The organism is Microcystis aeruginosa NIES-843, assembly GCF_000010625.1.
Classification (GTDB): Bacteria; Cyanobacteriota; Cyanobacteriia; order Cyanobacteriales; family Microcystaceae; genus Microcystis; species Microcystis aeruginosa.
In genome coordinates this window covers 2,574,064-2,589,102 of sequence record NC_010296.1, presented here as the reverse complement: position 1 = coordinate 2,589,102, position 15,039 = coordinate 2,574,064, and the positions used below count along the sequence as shown (strand labels likewise).

Below are 15,039 nucleotides of genomic sequence, written 5' to 3'. Positions count from 1 at the left end.
TAGATTGAGACGGGGAACGAGATGAAAGAATTTTTGATTAGCTTACTGGAAATGTTCGGATTAGCCTACTGGGTCGAGATTAAAACCGACTATCCCAGATGTACTTATTATTTCGGTCCTTTTCTCGCTAAAGACGAGGCTGAAGTCGCTCAAGCTGGTTACGAAGAAGATTTGAAAACAGAAGGAGCGCAGGGGATTAAATTGCATATAAAACGTTGTAAACCCGAAGATTTAACTATTTTTGAGGAAAAAGAAGAAAGCAAGCTCCTGAATACCCTAAAGGTATTACGCAGTCAAGCTTCTTAACAATTTTCAGGGATCAGTAATCAGTGATCAGTAATCAGCTTCTGAAGGCAACAGGCAACAGGCAAAAGGCAAAAGGCTCCAAGAAAGGATTCGGCGATTCTCCTACCGAAAAAGAAGGCTAGAAACTAAGTAGAGCTTGCTTAATAAATGTGAAATATAGACGAGGTAAGGGTTTTAGGGTTCTGTTTCGCTCCCACAGGTGCAAGATTTTGAGAGAATCGTGGTTCAAAACCTGGCCTCTTCATCGGCCCGCGTCCTGTAGGGGCGAAGCATTCGGGCAATAACCTATCGGTGAAACCCTAGATATTCTATCCGAATGCTTCGCCCCTACTTTTTGCCGCAAACCCTAAATATCAATGGGAGCGATTTAAAAAACAGCTATATTCTGCTTCTGTCAGTCTTCCCGCTTCGTAGAGAGTATCGGTAATTTCTGCTAGGGTTAAAACCGAATAAGCTTGATAACCATGGCTACGAAGTTTATCTTTAACGGGGCCACCATGGTCGATAAAAACCACAATATCATTAACTAATAATCCCGCCGATTTAATCTTTGCTGCCCCCTCGATCGCACTTTTGCCAGAAATTAAAATATCGTCCACCACTACCACCGTTTCCCCCACTTGAAAATTACCTTCAATTACTCTTCTTGTGCCGTGGGCTTTTACTTCTTTGCGGGGGAAAATCATCGGATGATTTAATAATAAAGATAAACCCGTAGCTGTGGGTAAAGAACCGTAGGGTATGCCAGCAATGCGGTCAAATGTCAAGGTTTTTAATATTTCTCCATAGGCTTCAATTACCTGCTGAAAAATATTAGGATTAGAGATAATTTTTCTCAGATCGATATAATAGGAAAAAGTTTCTCCCGATGCTTGTACATAATCGCCAAACATCAAGCAACCAATATCAAATAATTGTAGAATTAAATCCTGATGAGGATGTTGTTTTAAAAGACAAACGTTAGCGGTCCAAGTATCATCTCCGCTCGATTCTTGCTGGTGATTTTGTTGAATTTTGTTGACTTCCTCGCGTAAATCCTTGACTTTTGCCCCCAAATCGGGTTGAGATAAAAAGTCTTGGGGTACAGGAATTAATAAACCCTCGCCATGACTATTTAAACCCACAGTAATTAACTCGGAGAATTTACTTTTGTCTTCCCAAATACTGCGTAATAAAATCAATCTTTCGGGGGCAAAATTGCGAATTTTTTTCAAAATCTCCGGTTGAGTGGTTCCCACTTCTAAAAATACTTGTTCGGGAGTTCCCCAGGTGCAAGCTTCTTTGACGACTTGCAGATAAAAAGGATTGTCGCAACTGGGAAATTCTTGCAGATTAATTGCGCCTTGATTGGAAGTATGACAGAGGATAAAAGCGCCATGCTCGGGGTAAACTAAAAAAGGAGCAACGTGATCCTGTCCGGAGTAGGGATTGAGAGTAACCGCGTCCACCTGCCAAGTTTTAAAGATAGTCTCGGCTAAAACACTGCTAGTATTAATATCGCCGTGTTTAGCATCCAAAATTACTGGGATATGAGGGGGAATTGCCGTTAAAATTCGCTGTAATAATTCTAATCCCGCTGATCCCAAAGCTTGATAAAAGCCTAAAGTTGGTTTGTAGGCACAGACAAAAGGGGCGGTTTCATCGATAATAAACTTGAGCCACTGTTCTAAATTAACAATTAATTCTCCCGGGGTGGAGGGCATCATTTCGGGGTTAGCATCTAAACCGAGGACAAGTAGAGTCTGGTTTTGACTAATGGCGTGGTTTAACTTTTGAAAAAAATTCATCGGTTCTAATCTCAGGATTCTGGATTAGTTTCTAATTTTACACTATTTGGCCGAAAAATAGGCTGTAAAATTGTCTGGTGCAGACTTTTTCTGGTGTCAGCGTCAAGGAATTTCTTTTGTAGCGGTTGCCATTCTTGCCATTTTTGGTGACGGATATTTTGGAAAATTTCTAGTAAGGTGGGCATTTCCTTGGCAAGACAATTGGGGAAAATTTGGCTAAGAAAATCCGAGAGAACACAACAATCCTGCATTTCTCCGAGAATACCTTGAAGGTTTTTAATATCTTCTAGGTACTCTTGATATTTGTCGCCATAAAACTGAGTGAATAACTCCATATTATAGCGGGAACGCTTGGCTTCTTTACGGAGATCGTGCAGTAATAATCCTTCTTTTTCCAATAAGTCATCAATTTCTTGACTAGAAAACTCTCGTAATCTTTTATAGTCCTCTAAATTTACCCCAACTAACCAGCCTTCATGGAGTAAAAAGCGACTCGCTTGCGGTAATAATAAGTCTGGTAAAACTGTGGCAATATCTAATTTTCCCATCGGTTGATAGGTGGGATTATCCAACCAACTGGCAAAATCTGCCTTAAAATTGAGAAATTTATCGGACTTTAAGAGTTTTTCTACCTTAGCAAAAGCCTTCTCCCTTCGGTGTTCGAGAACTTGTAAAACTTTCTTCAGTAAATCCTGTTCTTTCGGGGGTAAAATTGGCTGATAATGACCGACAAAAGCCGATTTTAACACATCTAAATCCCGCAATTCTCCTAAAATTCTGCCCAGATTACCCACCCGTTTTTGATCGGCAGATTTCGGCATGGTTAAAGCGGGGGCAAAACCAGTTAAGGTACTGCGAAGACGGCGCATTCCCACACGAATTTGATGTAATTCTTCCGTATCCTGATCGAGTAAAACCCCAGCTTCGTGTTTAAGAACTTTATGAAAATGTTTATCAATACCGATATAGGCCCAATCGGCAACAGTTTTAGCCCGAGGATTAAATTTGTTAGTCATTGGTCTTTAGCGAGGAAATAATGTCAAGATGGTGATAGAATCTTTAAATCAAGACTGGAAATAATAGATCCCATTTATTCTACACAATAGGATGAAGCAGCAGCTTTAAGAGAAGTTTATGGATAGTTTTTGGCTAGATTATGCGGGGGAAATCGCTTTTCGCACTGGAGAGCATCTTTTCTTGACGGGAATAGCCATGGCTATGGGTAGCTTAATCGGGATTCCTCTAGGTATTTTAATTAGTCGTCAAGCTATTCTCGCCCCACCAATTATAGCGATCGTTAACACCCTACAGACCATCCCCAGTTTAGCCCTATTTGGTTTTTTAATTTCCGTGCCTTTTTTGGGAGGAATCGGCAAAATTCCCGCTATTGTTGCCCTAACTCTCTATACCTTATTGCCAATTGTTTTAAATACCTATCTGGGCATCAAAAAAGTTGATCCCGAATTAAAATTAGCCGGGTTATCCCTAGGCATGACCGACGGTCAAATCCTGCGCTATATCGAATTACCCCTGGCCAGGGCGACAATTTTGGCAGGAGTGAGAATTGCGACGGTGATTGCTATCGGTGTGGCTACGATCGCAGCTGCCATCGGTGGCGGTGGTTTGGGAGTGTTTATTTTTCGCGGTATTGCCACGGTCAACAATCAGTTAATTTTGGCGGGGGCAATTCCTGCCGCTTTTTTAGCCCTTGTTGCCGATTGGAGTCTCGGTCGGCTAGAAAAGACCTTTTCCCCTTCGCAACGTCCGAAAAAGCCCTCTAAATGGCAATGGGGCTTAGGTTTAATCGGGTTAGCCCTGCTATCTTTCCTCTTGACTCAAATTTTCCATTCATCCCCCGGCACAGTGGTGATCGGTTCCAAAAATTTTACCGAACAGGTGATTTTAGGGGAAATTTTGGCACAGGAGATCGAAAAAGAGACGAATTTACGGGTTGAACGTCAATTTAATCTCGGTGGTACTCTGATCTGTCATGAAGCGGTGAAAGCGGGTAAAATCGACGGTTATGTGGAGTATTCTGGCACGGCTTTCACGGGAATTTTGCAAGAAAAACCCCTTAACGATGCCCGATTAGTCTTTGAAAAGCTGCAAGAGATTTATCCAGAAAAATTTAATCTAGAAGTCTTTCCCAGTTTAGGATTCGAGAATACTTTCGCCATTGTTATCCGGGGAGAAACCGCCAGTCAATACAATCTTAAAACTCTCTCGCAAGTGGCTAAATATACACCCAATTGGCAAGCGGGTTTTGGTTATGAATTCTTGGAAAGGGAAGACGGTTATAAGGGATTAGCGAAGACCTACGGGCTAAATTTTGCCGGACCCCCGAAAGTGATGGATTTAGGGTTAATGTACCGCGCTTTAGCCGAAAAACAAGTGGATTTAGTGGCGGGAAATTCCACCGATGGCTTAATTCCCGTGCTAGATTTAGTCATCCTAGAAGATGATCAACGCTATTTTCCTCCCTACGAAGCGGTACCGATTTTTAACCGGGATAGTTTGCGAAAATATCCGCAATTGCGACAGGTTTTAGCGAAACTCACTGGCAAAATTACCTCCACAGCTATGCAGAAATTAAACTATCAGGTGGATGGACGCGATCGCAAAGTGGAGGAAGTGGTCAAAGAATTTCTAGTCTCCCTCTCTTAACCATTTAGTTACTCCCCCGGGTTGGTCGATTAAAGTAATGCCTTGGGCTTTTAATTCTGCGCGAATGCGATCGCTTTCGGCGTAATTTTTCGCTTTTTTTGCCTCTGTCCGTTGTTGGATGAGATTTTCGATATCCGCTGCACTAATTCCCTCAGAAACAGGGGTTTCTCCCTGGTCAGCGGCCATTTCTAAGCCCAAAACCCTAGACAATTTCACCAAAGTATGCCATTTTACCGCTAATTGGGCTAGATTGCTGTCTGTCTTACCCGCATGGGTTAAATTATTACCTTCCTTGCGTAATTCCTTAGCGATTTCAAATAACACCGCTAAACCACCGGCAAAGTTAAAATCGTGATTTACCGCCTCTTGAAAGCGATTTTCTAGCTCTTGGTCAGTAATTGCGGGATTATCTGGCGGAAGATGCTTATAACCAAAGGATAAACCCTCTTGTAAAGTATGCCAGCCATTAGTGGCCGCCTGCAATCCCTCATCGGAAAAATCGATCGGTTTGCGGTATTGGGCGCCTAAAATTAATAATCTCACGGCTAAGGGGTCATATTTTGCCAATAACTCGCGAATAGTGATGAAATTACCGAGGGATTTCGACATTTTTTCCCCAGCCACCTTAACCATGCCATTATGTAACCAATAGTGGGCCAGAGGTTTACCCGTAGCCGCTTCACTTTGGGCAATTTCGTTTTCGTGGTGGGGAAAAATCAGATCACTTCCCCCCACATGAATATCGATAGTTTCTCCCAATTGTTCTTTGACCATGGCCGAACATTCAATATGCCACCCCGGACGACCTTGACCCCAGGGAGAATCCCAACTAGGTTCCCCCGATTTTGCCCCCTTCCAGAGGGCAAAATCAAAGGGGTCTTGTTTCTTAATTGCTTCCGGGTCGTCGGTTTCTACCCGGCCGCTGGCGCCGGCTTGCAGATCATCCAGTTTTCGCCCTGATAGTTTGCCATAATCAGAAAAACGACGGACGGAATAGTAAACATCGCCATCGCTGGGGTAAGCATAGCCTTTTTGTTCTAATTCATAGACTAGGCGCTTGATACCGTCGAGGGTATGAGTGGCCCGGGGATAAGCGTCCGCCGGTCTTACTCCTAATTTTGCCATATCTTCAAAGTAGGCCTCGATAAATCTCTCGGCCACGGCTGCCATGGTGGTATGTTCATTTTTAGCCCGATTGAGAATTTTATCGTCAATATCGGTAAAATTCTGAATATAGCGCACTTTGTAACCGAGATACTCTAAATAACGCCGCACCACATCCCAAACCACACAGGTACGCGCATGACCCAAATGGCAATAATCATAGACGGTAATGCCGCAGCAATACATGGAGACAATGCCGGGGATGAGGGGGGTAAAGGGTTCTTCGCGACGACTGAGGGTGTTGTAGAGGATTAAGGTCATGGAGGGGGAATTTTTTTCTGGGGAAAAAGGCTAGTCCAATTTTATAGCAGTTATCAGTGATCAGTTATCAGTAATCAGTTATCAGTAATCAGTTATCAGTGATAACTGATCACTTTCCCCAGGGTGAGCGCATCTCAAACCCTATTGACAATTGGCCAATTTTGTGATACGCATGGGCATTTCAAGTGATACCAGTCAATCAGAATAGTTAGGAACTCGACCTATTTGGTCGATTGTTGCTCAACAATTGAGATGGCGAATTCTCCTCAAATATGCCTGAATCGTGGGTAGGCAACTCAGATAAAGTTCATTTTGTCAAGGATTGTCTAAGATGAGCTTACCCTGAATTTCCTTACTATATTTTGTGTTTTTTGTCAAGAGGTTTTTAGGGTTTTAGTAAAGATATGACGGTAAGATTCGAGAAGATAGGACTGTTTTGATGACAACTATTATTGATAGAATCGATAGAATAACGAGAGGAAAGCTTGATTGTTTGCCTCAACCGACAATTTTTAATTGTTAATAAACTTTGACCAGACCCTAACTATGAATGAACCACCTAATAGCGCTGGCGATGAAATCCAATTACCCCGGGGAGAAAGAGTTGACCAGCTAAGAAATCTCATCGAAACCCTACGCATTGCCGATGAAGTGGCCAATCGCGGTTATTTGATTACCAGCGCCGAAGTGGCCGATTTAATGGATATTAATCCAGGGGCCGTTACCAGTCGCGGCGACCATTGGCCGTGGCGAAATTGGGTAATCTCCCGGGTCAGACGCGAGGGAAACCAAATTCTTTGGCAGTTGGAAAAAGTCGATTAGGATTAATTGCAACCATCAGTTAATTTCTCTCTTAACTTTTGTCAATTAGCAATTAGGGTTTGCTAAATAAATCTAAAAACCTTGTTGGGTAAGACTTTTAGACTTTTGGTCAATCAAAAAGTCCCAGATCTGGGAGGGATCGGGGGGAAAATCCCTGGACTTTTTCCCTGAAAATTAGGTAATTTACCAGATGAAAATGGGTAAAAACCTACACCCCACACCCCACACCCCACACCCTGTCCCCACGAAAAACTTTTTCAGCAAACCCTAATTATCTCGTCATTTTCCCCGAGCAGATGACGCGCAAAACGTCGGGCCAGGGGCGGAGCCGATACAAGTGTACTGGTAAAACCAGAAAATACCTGCAATCCCAGTTTATCGGCGATCGCTCCCACTAGAGGCCGTCCCGAGGGAGCAAAGGCCACTAGACAATGATGACAGCTGCCGGGGAGAGAGGCTAAAGAGGGCAGCAATGTCCCCACGGCGGTGCGGATTGCTTTTTCCCCGGCCAGAGGGTTTAAAATCGCATCTGGATCGGTGATAATGGCGCTAATTTGCCCTAGATAAAGACTTTGATCCCGGAATTGTACCGCTCCCGTTTCTAAAACACTGGCAATTATTTCTGGGGTTTCTCTCTGCCAAATGCCCTGCTTTTCTAGTTGGGTGATTTTTTGCTCTAATAGCAATCTAGCAGCAATTGCGGGCATAACTAGGGTGTTTAATTTGATCTCAGTGGGGGGAATTTTGATCACCTGGGCATGGGTAAAATAGACGGGAGCAGCAATACCGGATTTTTGCAGTAAAGACCGGGTTAATCCCCCGGCACAGACGATTGTTTCCCCAGCAGAATAATTATTTTTAGGAGTTTTTACGCCGGTAATTCTCGATGCAGTTTCAATTAATTCGATGACAGCTTCCCGAATAATCTTGCCTCCTAGACGCAGAAAAGCTTGTTGATAGGCAAGATTAGTTTTTTCGGCGTCAATGTGACCGTGGGGCAGTCGTAAAACTCCGGAGATAGCTGCGGGATTTAATAGGGGTTCTAAAGCGATCGCTGCTTGCGGATCGAGAATTTCGGGAGTAATAGCAAAGATAGCAAATTTTTCGGCCACAGTGGCTGGGTCATCTTCAGGGTTCACGGTGAGAATTAGCTCTATGTCCCGGTATTCGTTATCTATGCCCAATTCCTGCGATAAATTGCGCTGAATTTCTCGACCTTCTTGATATAATTTTCTCTGGATTTCTGTGGTGGCCGACCAATAGGCTAAACCCCCGTAACTGTAGAAAGTGGCGTTGAGGGGATGGGTTTCTTTTTCTAATAAGAGGACTCGACTGCCTAGGTTAGCTAGTTCATAACTTAAGGCAGAACCGGTGATACCACCACCGATAATTATGTAATCATAAGTTGTGGTCATAATTGGGCTAATTTTTTCTCAATTAATCTATTCTATCATTATACTTGCTCAGTTCCCTGGTTCTGATTTAAGCAATAATTGCTATAATTAGAGAAAAAGTTCAAAGCGGGATAGGATAACTATGCAACAGCTAGAAACTAGGGGGATAACTGACTCATGGATTAAAGGTAGTTGGGAAGAATACTTAGAAGCAATTAAAAACTTCCCAGAGAATCAAGGAAAAAGTTATTATTACAATGGCTATTATCGATTAGAAATGACTCCTATTGGATTTGAACACGCTAGAGATCATCATGTTGTCTTTTTGGGGGTGAGTCTCTACGCTATCCTCAAAGAAATTCCTTTTCAAGGACTCCCTACTTGTTCCTATCGCAAAAGAGGAATTAGAGAAGTGCAGCCAGATATATCTTACTATCTAGGAGAGAAAGCGAATCTGATACCAAATGGGACTTCGATTATTGATTTAAATCAGTATCCTCCACCAGATTTAGTCATTGAAATCTCAAAATCTACCCTCAATGATGACTTAGGTAATAAACGCTTACTCTACGAAGAATTAGGGGTTAGTGAATACTGGAGTGTTAAGGTAGATGATCCTCAAATATTCGCTTTTGAAATAATCGATCGAGGTAGCAAAAGAATTGATATATCAAAGGTTTTACCTAATTTAAAACTTGCGGTTTTAGAGTCAGCTTTACAACAGGCACGCAGCAAGGATCAAAGTCAGGTGGGACGTTGGTTAATCACTCAATTTCAAGGTTAACCCAATAAAATCGAGGCTAAGATTATGCAACAGCTAGAAACTACTATCTCGACAGATTTATGGATTAAAGCTAGTTGGGAAGAATACTTAGAAGCAATTAAAAACTTACCAGAAAATAAAGGAAAAAGTTATTATTACAATGGCTATTATCGATTAGAAATGACTCCTATTGGTAACGATCATGCCAGCGATCATGCTATTTTGATCTTCGCTGTTAGTCTCTATGCTACCCTAAAAAATCTGGCCTTTAATGCCAAAGATAATTGCAGTTTTCGCAGGTCTGGTTATCGAGAAGTCCAACCGGATATATCTTATTATTTTGCAGAGAAAGCTAATCTGATTCCCTACGGTACTTCGATGATTGATTTAAATCAGTATCCCCCACCAGATTTAGTCATTGAAATCTCAAAATCTACCCTCAATGATGACTTAGGCAATAAACGCTTACTCTATGAAGAATTAGGAGTTAGTGAATATTGGAGTGTTAAGGTAGATGATCCTCAAATATTCGCTTTTGAAATAATCGATCGAGGTAGCAAAAGAATTGATATATCAAAGGTTTTACCTAATTTAAAACTTGCGGTTTTAGAGTCAGCTTTACAACAGGCACGCACCAGAGATCAAAGTCAGGTGGGACGTTGGTTAATCAGTCAATTTCAAGGTTAAATCTTACTGTTTTTTGGCAGCCGCTTTCTCCAATAAAGACTCGGCAAAAGCGATGGCATCTGCTGCCGAATTTCCTCCCGTTAATTGTGCCAATTCTTCCCTTCTCGTCTGACGATTATCAAGAGAAGTAACCCGGACAACCGTGCGAATTTCCGAGAGATTAGTGGGATTATCTTCGGCAATCATTTGTTTATAAACTCGAAAATGGTGATCAGCTAAAGCAGCCACTAAAGGTTGATGGGTAACGCACAAAACTTGATATTGTTGACCTAATTGATCTAATTTATCGGCAATTGCCTGGGCAACTTTTCCCGATACTCCCGCATCGATTTCATCAAAAATTAGGGTTGCCGCTGCCGATTGGGATTGGGAAAAACAGGACTTTAACGCTAGGAGAAAACGACTCATTTCTCCTCCGGAAGCGGTACTGGATAAAGGTTGGATTTTTTCCCCTGGATTGGGACTAAAATAAAATACCACTTGATCGACTCCCAGACTGCTAGGATTACCCGGGGCAATCCGACAGACAAAAATCACCTTTTCCATGGCTAAAGGTTTTAATTCCTGTACCAATTGTTTTTCTAGTTGACTAGCGGTTTCTTGTCGCAAAAAGGTCAACTGGGTGCTAGTTTCTCGATAGATGTTTTCCTGTTGCTGACAAATTTTTTCTAATTCTTCAATGGATTGTCCTTCTCCCGTCAACTCCGCTAATTCCTGCTGTAATTTCTGATAATAATCGAGCGCTTCGGCTAAACTTGGGCCATACTTGCGACAAATGCGCTTAAGTTGGACAATTCTCTCTTCTATCTCGTTCAATCTCTCGGGATCTGCCTCTAGACTATCCCCATAAACGTTGATTTCCTGTCCCGCTTCCACCACCTGATTTAATGCCGATCGCACCATCTCTAAAATTGGCTCTAAACTTGTATCATAAACCATCATATTTGTCAAGATATTTTCAGCTTTTCCTAACAAATCGGCGACGGCCGGTTGATCGCGATCGTTTTGGTAGAGTAGTTGATAGACTTGATAGCTGGAATTTTGCAAATCGACAGCGTGGGAGAGTCGGTTTCTTTCCTGTTCCAACTGTTCCAACTCGTCAGCGTCAGTTAAATTAGCTGATTCTAGTTCTTTTAGTTGATATTCTAATAAATCTAATCTCTGTAGGCGATTTTGTTCCGATTGCAACCTATTATTTAAAATATTCTTGCTTTCTTGCCAGTTAAGGTAGGCTGTGGCTACCTTTTCCCGCTGCCGCAGCAGCGATTCACCCCCGTAGAGATCTAATAATTCCCTCTGTCGATTAGCGTCCATTAACTGAACTGTTTGACCTTGGGCGGTGATTTCTACCAAAAAATCTCTTATTTGCGCCATTTGTTGGCGATTAGCGACGACTCCGTTAATCCGAGAACGAGAACGCAAGGAATTATTAGTAATCACTAATTCCCTGCTAATGGTCAGACTATTATCCTCTAATAGGTCAATTTCCTGACTTTCTAGCCAAGCAATTAATTCTGGAGTTAGAGAAAAAGTCGCTTCTAGGGTTGATTGTTGGCTTCCCTGACGGATGACGCGATGATTGACTTTACCCCCGAGAACAATATCGATCGCATCTAATATAATTGATTTTCCTGCCCCCGTCTCACCGGTCAGTACATTTAATCCGTTCCCGAAAGTTAATTCTAAGCGATCGATGAGGGTAAAATTTTCAATTTGTAGGCAGGATAACATATATCAGTAATCAGTAATCGGTAATCAGTTGCTAAGTAGGTAGGCGTTAAAAATTATCAGACACCCCCCTTATTAAGGGGGGATTAAGGGGGGATCCCCCCGCCTATCGGCACCCCCCTTATTAAGGGGGGATCCCCCCGCCTATCGGCACCCCCCTTATTAAGGGGGGCAGGGGGGATCGAACCTAAAATCCATTTTTAATTTAATTATAACCAGTTACTTATTCTCATTATCTTTCAGCATTCCCTAATTTTCCCCGAAACGGTAGCCCTTCCCATAGACAGTATTAATTAGAGGTGTTTCTCCGGCCGCTTCGATTTTACGACGCAGCAAACGCATCAGGGCAGGAACCACATTACTATTAGGTTGCTCTCCTTCTGACCAGAGATGCTGATAAATTTGTTCATGGGTGAGAAGTTGACCAGGATGGGTCATAAATAAAGTCAACAATTGTACTTCTTTTGCTGATAAACTGATCGTGCGACCGTGACGATAGGCCACTTGATTTTCGCTATCGAGTTCTAAATCAGCAGATTTTAATTTACTGCTATTACTAGCTTCAAAATTGGGAGAACGACGCAATAAAGCGCGGACTCTCGCTAATAATTCTCGCAGTTGAAAGGGTTTGACTAAATAATCATCAGCACCGGCATCTAATCCCGCCACTCGATCGTCTATGGTATCCTTAGCGGTTAGAAACAAAACGGGAGTGGTGTCCCCTTGATTGCGTAAATATTGACAGATTTGTAATCCGGATTGCTGGGGTAACATCCAATCGAGAATTAAGAGGTCATAATTATTCTCTTGTGCCAATTCTAAACCCGTCCGACCATTATCAGCAATATCAACTTCATAGCCTTCTTGAGCAAGAATTTGTTCTAAGGGTTCGGTTAATTCTTTTTCATCGTCAACAATAAGTATTTTCATAAAAGTAAAAAAGATGGTGTCGGGTGTTGGGGTGTTGGGGTTTTGGGGTTTTTTAGTTGAATCTCCCCATTTCCCCATATCCCCATTTCTCCTAATTATCGATCTTTGGGTAATAAATTGCGCCATTCGAGAGGGATATAACTTTCAATAAATCTAGCTAGGGTTGGGTAATGACGCTGATATAAAACTCCCATATAGATAATACCAAGTCCTAGGACGGTTAGGGCAAAGGGAAAAAAAATTGAATCGGCAAAGAGACGATAGGAGAGATAGGAAAGATAGCCAAATACTCCGATCCCTCCGAAAACCACAAATAATCTTCTTTTTAGCAGGACGGATAATAACATCAATCCCAAGTTAATTAGACAGTACAAAAATCGTTGCGCTTCATTATCATCGATGAGGAGAGATAGACTAAACCAAAACATAATTAATCCGAATAAGTACAGCCAAAAAGCAAAATCTCCCCGACTGCGACGCTGACGTACATCAATTAAATAGGCAGTTATTAAACAGGCAATTCCAAACCAAAAGGATACCCACAGTCGTACTTTCCATGTATATTCGTTCTCTCCAAATAGTAAAGGGGTTAAGTCCATTGACATATACCACAGACTAAAGGCAATGGGTGCAGTTAAAAAAGGAAATTTAACAAATCGCAAAGTTATTAATCCTGCGATAATCGTGCCTAATTCCATTAAAAACCAACCGCCTTTAGTCCAGGTATAGAAATCTGGATAAATGGCCATATTTCCGGCTTGCCAGTATCCTGTCCAGCGTTGTAAACCGTAGATTGCTAAGGGAGTCATTGCCACTGCCATGGTAAATAAAAGGCCGCCGGGGATTTTGAGATTTTGCTGAAAATAGAGATTTTTACCGGTGAAAATAAAACAAATTGCATAAAACAGGGCGATAAAAAATAGTCCCGCACCGCCGAAACTCTCCCAAGCTTTGTTCATAAACCACCCCAGGGCGGAGATGACAATTAACGCCCCAAAATAGTAGGCTACATTAGCAAAATTAAAGCGAGGGCGATTAACTTCATCTTCTTGGGGATAACGGGATAAAAAAGCCGTCCATAAATTTTCAGCTTGGCTGGCAGTAATTAGGTTTTGTTGTACTGCCCAATCAAAATCTTCTCTTTCTAGTCTCATAATATTCTCTAGTCCTTAAGCTAAGATGTATTTTAACCGCTTATCCTAAGGATAAGGGAATAGGGCATAGGCGCAGATGTTAAATCCTGTAGTAAAACTTAATATTTACCGCTAGAAACATCCGAAATCCGCAAAATAGAGTATAATTCAGTCTAGATTAACTATTATCGAAGCAATTATGATAACTAAATCAGAACTCTATGAACAAGATTTTCAATTATGGCTGATAACAACAATAGGTCAGTTAGAACAAGGAGATTTTCAGGCATTAGATGTATCTCATTTGGTTGAGGAGTTAAAAGAATTGGGTAAATCAGATAAAAATGCCTTGGAAGGAAATTTAATGATTTTGCTGGCTCATTTACTGAAATTAAAAGTACAATCCTCCGCCCCTGAAAGCATGAAATCTAGCTGGTATAGCTCCATTGTCGAACACAGGGAACGAGTTATCGCCTTACTAGAAAACACCCCTTCTTTGAAATCTCATCTAGCAATCGCTATCGATAAAACCTATCCTAAAGGTCGCAAAATTGCCATCAAGGAAAGTAAATTGGCTGACTTTGGAATTGCGATTCCTCCAGAGGAAGCATATCCCTTAGACTGCCCTTTTTCCTTAGAACAGATTCTTGATGAAGATTTCTATGGCTGATAATTTATATTAATCCATCGGCTAAGACCCATTCAAAATGCTTCTAAAAAGTCTTCAAATCTCAAAAACTGGGAAGCTATACAAGTCACATCTGTCTCCCGATACTAAGCGATTCGACTGACTTTAAATAGAGCTTACAAGCTTTTTTGCCCAACCCTAGTTAATCAGCTTTCAAGAATAAGTAAAAATTATAAATTTAAGGTAAATAATTAAAATATTTAAATATTTGGGGCGATTAGTTCAATGTAACAAGTAAGTTACAAGATTTTGATTTTCCCAGAATTTGCCAAAATTTGGCTGTAAATCGGGGTTGCCTACATTTAATAATATGGTATAATCGTGGTATGCTGTTGGCTTAGTTTAACCTTTAAGCTTTAAATCAACGGAAAACCAAGGCAATCAGGGGACTATATCGATTCTCTTGCCCAAAAAAAGCCGCTAGTGGTGACATTTTTTTATGTTGCAATTTTTGAAGTTTTGTAAAGGCTATTGACTTAAAGCCAGAATTGTGTATGCTGTACTGCATTTAAACTGCCTAGGGAGAATTGTAGTACAAATGCTCGAACTCCTTCTCCCTGCTCCCTGCTCCCTGCTCCGGTGCTTCCATACACTCTTAACAAGTAATTTAGATAGTCAACAGCTTAACTTACCCACTGATAACTTACCCACTGATAACTGATAACTGATAACTGATAACTGATAACTGTCTCCTGTCTCCCCAAAACGATAA

At 41.6% G+C, this 15,039-nt stretch carries 13 protein-coding genes; 6 read left to right on the top strand and 7 right to left on the bottom strand.

The window, feature by feature from the left end:
- Nucleotides 1-21: 21 nt before the first annotated feature.
- Nucleotides 22-306, top strand: a complete 285-nt coding sequence (locus MAE_RS12390) for a DUF1816 domain-containing protein (RefSeq protein ID WP_002798951.1) — start codon at nt 22-24, stop codon at nt 304-306.
- A 353-nt stretch (nt 307-659) separates the two neighbouring features.
- On the opposite strand, the gene MAE_RS12385 is transcribed toward MAE_RS12390, so the two are convergent.
- Both MAE_RS12385 and MAE_RS12380 read right to left on the bottom strand, forming a co-directional pair.
- Entirely contained in the window at nt 660-2,093 is a 1,434-nt protein-coding gene (locus MAE_RS12385) for a bifunctional orotidine-5'-phosphate decarboxylase/orotate phosphoribosyltransferase (RefSeq protein WP_012265870.1), read from the bottom strand.
- 11 nt (nt 2,094-2,104) lie between these two features.
- Nucleotides 2,105-3,109 (bottom strand): CHAD domain-containing protein, encoded by a 1,005-nt coding sequence (locus MAE_RS12380; protein WP_002798949.1) that lies wholly within the window; start codon nt 3,107-3,109, stop codon nt 2,105-2,107.
- A gap of 118 nt (nt 3,110-3,227) precedes the next feature.
- On the opposite strand from MAE_RS12380, the gene MAE_RS12375 reads away from it, so the two are divergent.
- Nucleotides 3,228-4,757, top strand: a complete 1,530-nt coding sequence (locus MAE_RS12375; protein ID WP_002798948.1) for a glycine betaine ABC transporter substrate-binding protein — start codon at nt 3,228-3,230, stop codon at nt 4,755-4,757.
- Here MAE_RS12375 and cysS read toward each other — a convergent pair.
- Nucleotides 4,740-6,182: a cysteine--tRNA ligase gene (gene cysS / locus MAE_RS12370; protein WP_012265869.1), complete on the bottom strand. Its 1,443-nt coding sequence runs from the start codon at nt 6,180-6,182 to the stop codon at nt 4,740-4,742. The genes MAE_RS12375 and cysS overlap by 18 nt on opposite strands.
- Nucleotides 6,183-6,728: 546 nt before the next feature.
- Between cysS and MAE_RS12365 the strand changes: the two genes are divergently transcribed.
- Nucleotides 6,729-7,004: a hypothetical protein gene (locus tag MAE_RS12365; protein ID WP_002768833.1), complete on the top strand. Its 276-nt coding sequence runs from the start codon at nt 6,729-6,731 to the stop codon at nt 7,002-7,004.
- Between the two features lie 257 nt (nt 7,005-7,261).
- On the opposite strand, the gene MAE_RS12360 is transcribed toward MAE_RS12365, so the two are convergent.
- Nucleotides 7,262-8,419 carry an NAD(P)/FAD-dependent oxidoreductase gene (locus tag MAE_RS12360; RefSeq protein ID WP_012265868.1) on the bottom strand — a complete coding sequence of 386 codons (1,158 nt, stop codon included), beginning with the start codon at nt 8,417-8,419 and terminating at the stop codon, nt 7,262-7,264.
- A gap of 121 nt (nt 8,420-8,540) precedes the next feature.
- On the opposite strand from MAE_RS12360, the gene MAE_RS12355 reads away from it, so the two are divergent.
- Both MAE_RS12355 and MAE_RS12350 read left to right on the top strand, forming a co-directional pair.
- Nucleotides 8,541-9,182: a Uma2 family endonuclease gene (locus MAE_RS12355; protein ID WP_012265867.1), complete on the top strand. Its 642-nt coding sequence runs from the start codon at nt 8,541-8,543 to the stop codon at nt 9,180-9,182.
- A 24-nt stretch (nt 9,183-9,206) separates the two neighbouring features.
- Nucleotides 9,207-9,848, top strand: a complete 642-nt coding sequence (locus MAE_RS12350; protein ID WP_002798941.1) for a Uma2 family endonuclease — start codon at nt 9,207-9,209, stop codon at nt 9,846-9,848.
- Between the two features lie 3 nt (nt 9,849-9,851).
- Here the strand turns inward: MAE_RS12350 and recN are convergent, their stop codons facing one another.
- The 3 genes from recN to MAE_RS12335 all read right to left on the bottom strand — a co-directional run bounded on the left by recN (nt 9,852) and on the right by MAE_RS12335 (nt 13,660).
- Entirely contained in the window at nt 9,852-11,579 is a 1,728-nt protein-coding gene (recN, locus tag MAE_RS12345; protein ID WP_002798940.1) for a DNA repair protein RecN, read from the bottom strand.
- Nucleotides 11,580-11,825: 246 nt separating this feature from the next.
- Nucleotides 11,826-12,506 (bottom strand): two-component system response regulator RppA, encoded by a 681-nt coding sequence (gene rppA, locus MAE_RS12340; RefSeq protein ID WP_012265866.1) that lies wholly within the window; start codon nt 12,504-12,506, stop codon nt 11,826-11,828.
- 95 nt (nt 12,507-12,601) lie between these two features.
- Nucleotides 12,602-13,660 carry a DUF2157 domain-containing protein gene (locus tag MAE_RS12335; RefSeq protein WP_012265865.1) on the bottom strand — a complete coding sequence of 353 codons (1,059 nt, stop codon included), beginning with the start codon at nt 13,658-13,660 and terminating at the stop codon, nt 12,602-12,604.
- Between the two features lie 178 nt (nt 13,661-13,838).
- On the opposite strand from MAE_RS12335, the gene MAE_RS12330 reads away from it, so the two are divergent.
- A complete protein-coding gene (locus tag MAE_RS12330; protein WP_004158521.1) occupies nt 13,839-14,309 on the top strand; it encodes a DUF29 domain-containing protein in 471 nt (156 codons plus the stop codon).
- The last annotated feature ends 730 nt before the right edge of the window (nt 14,310-15,039 follow it).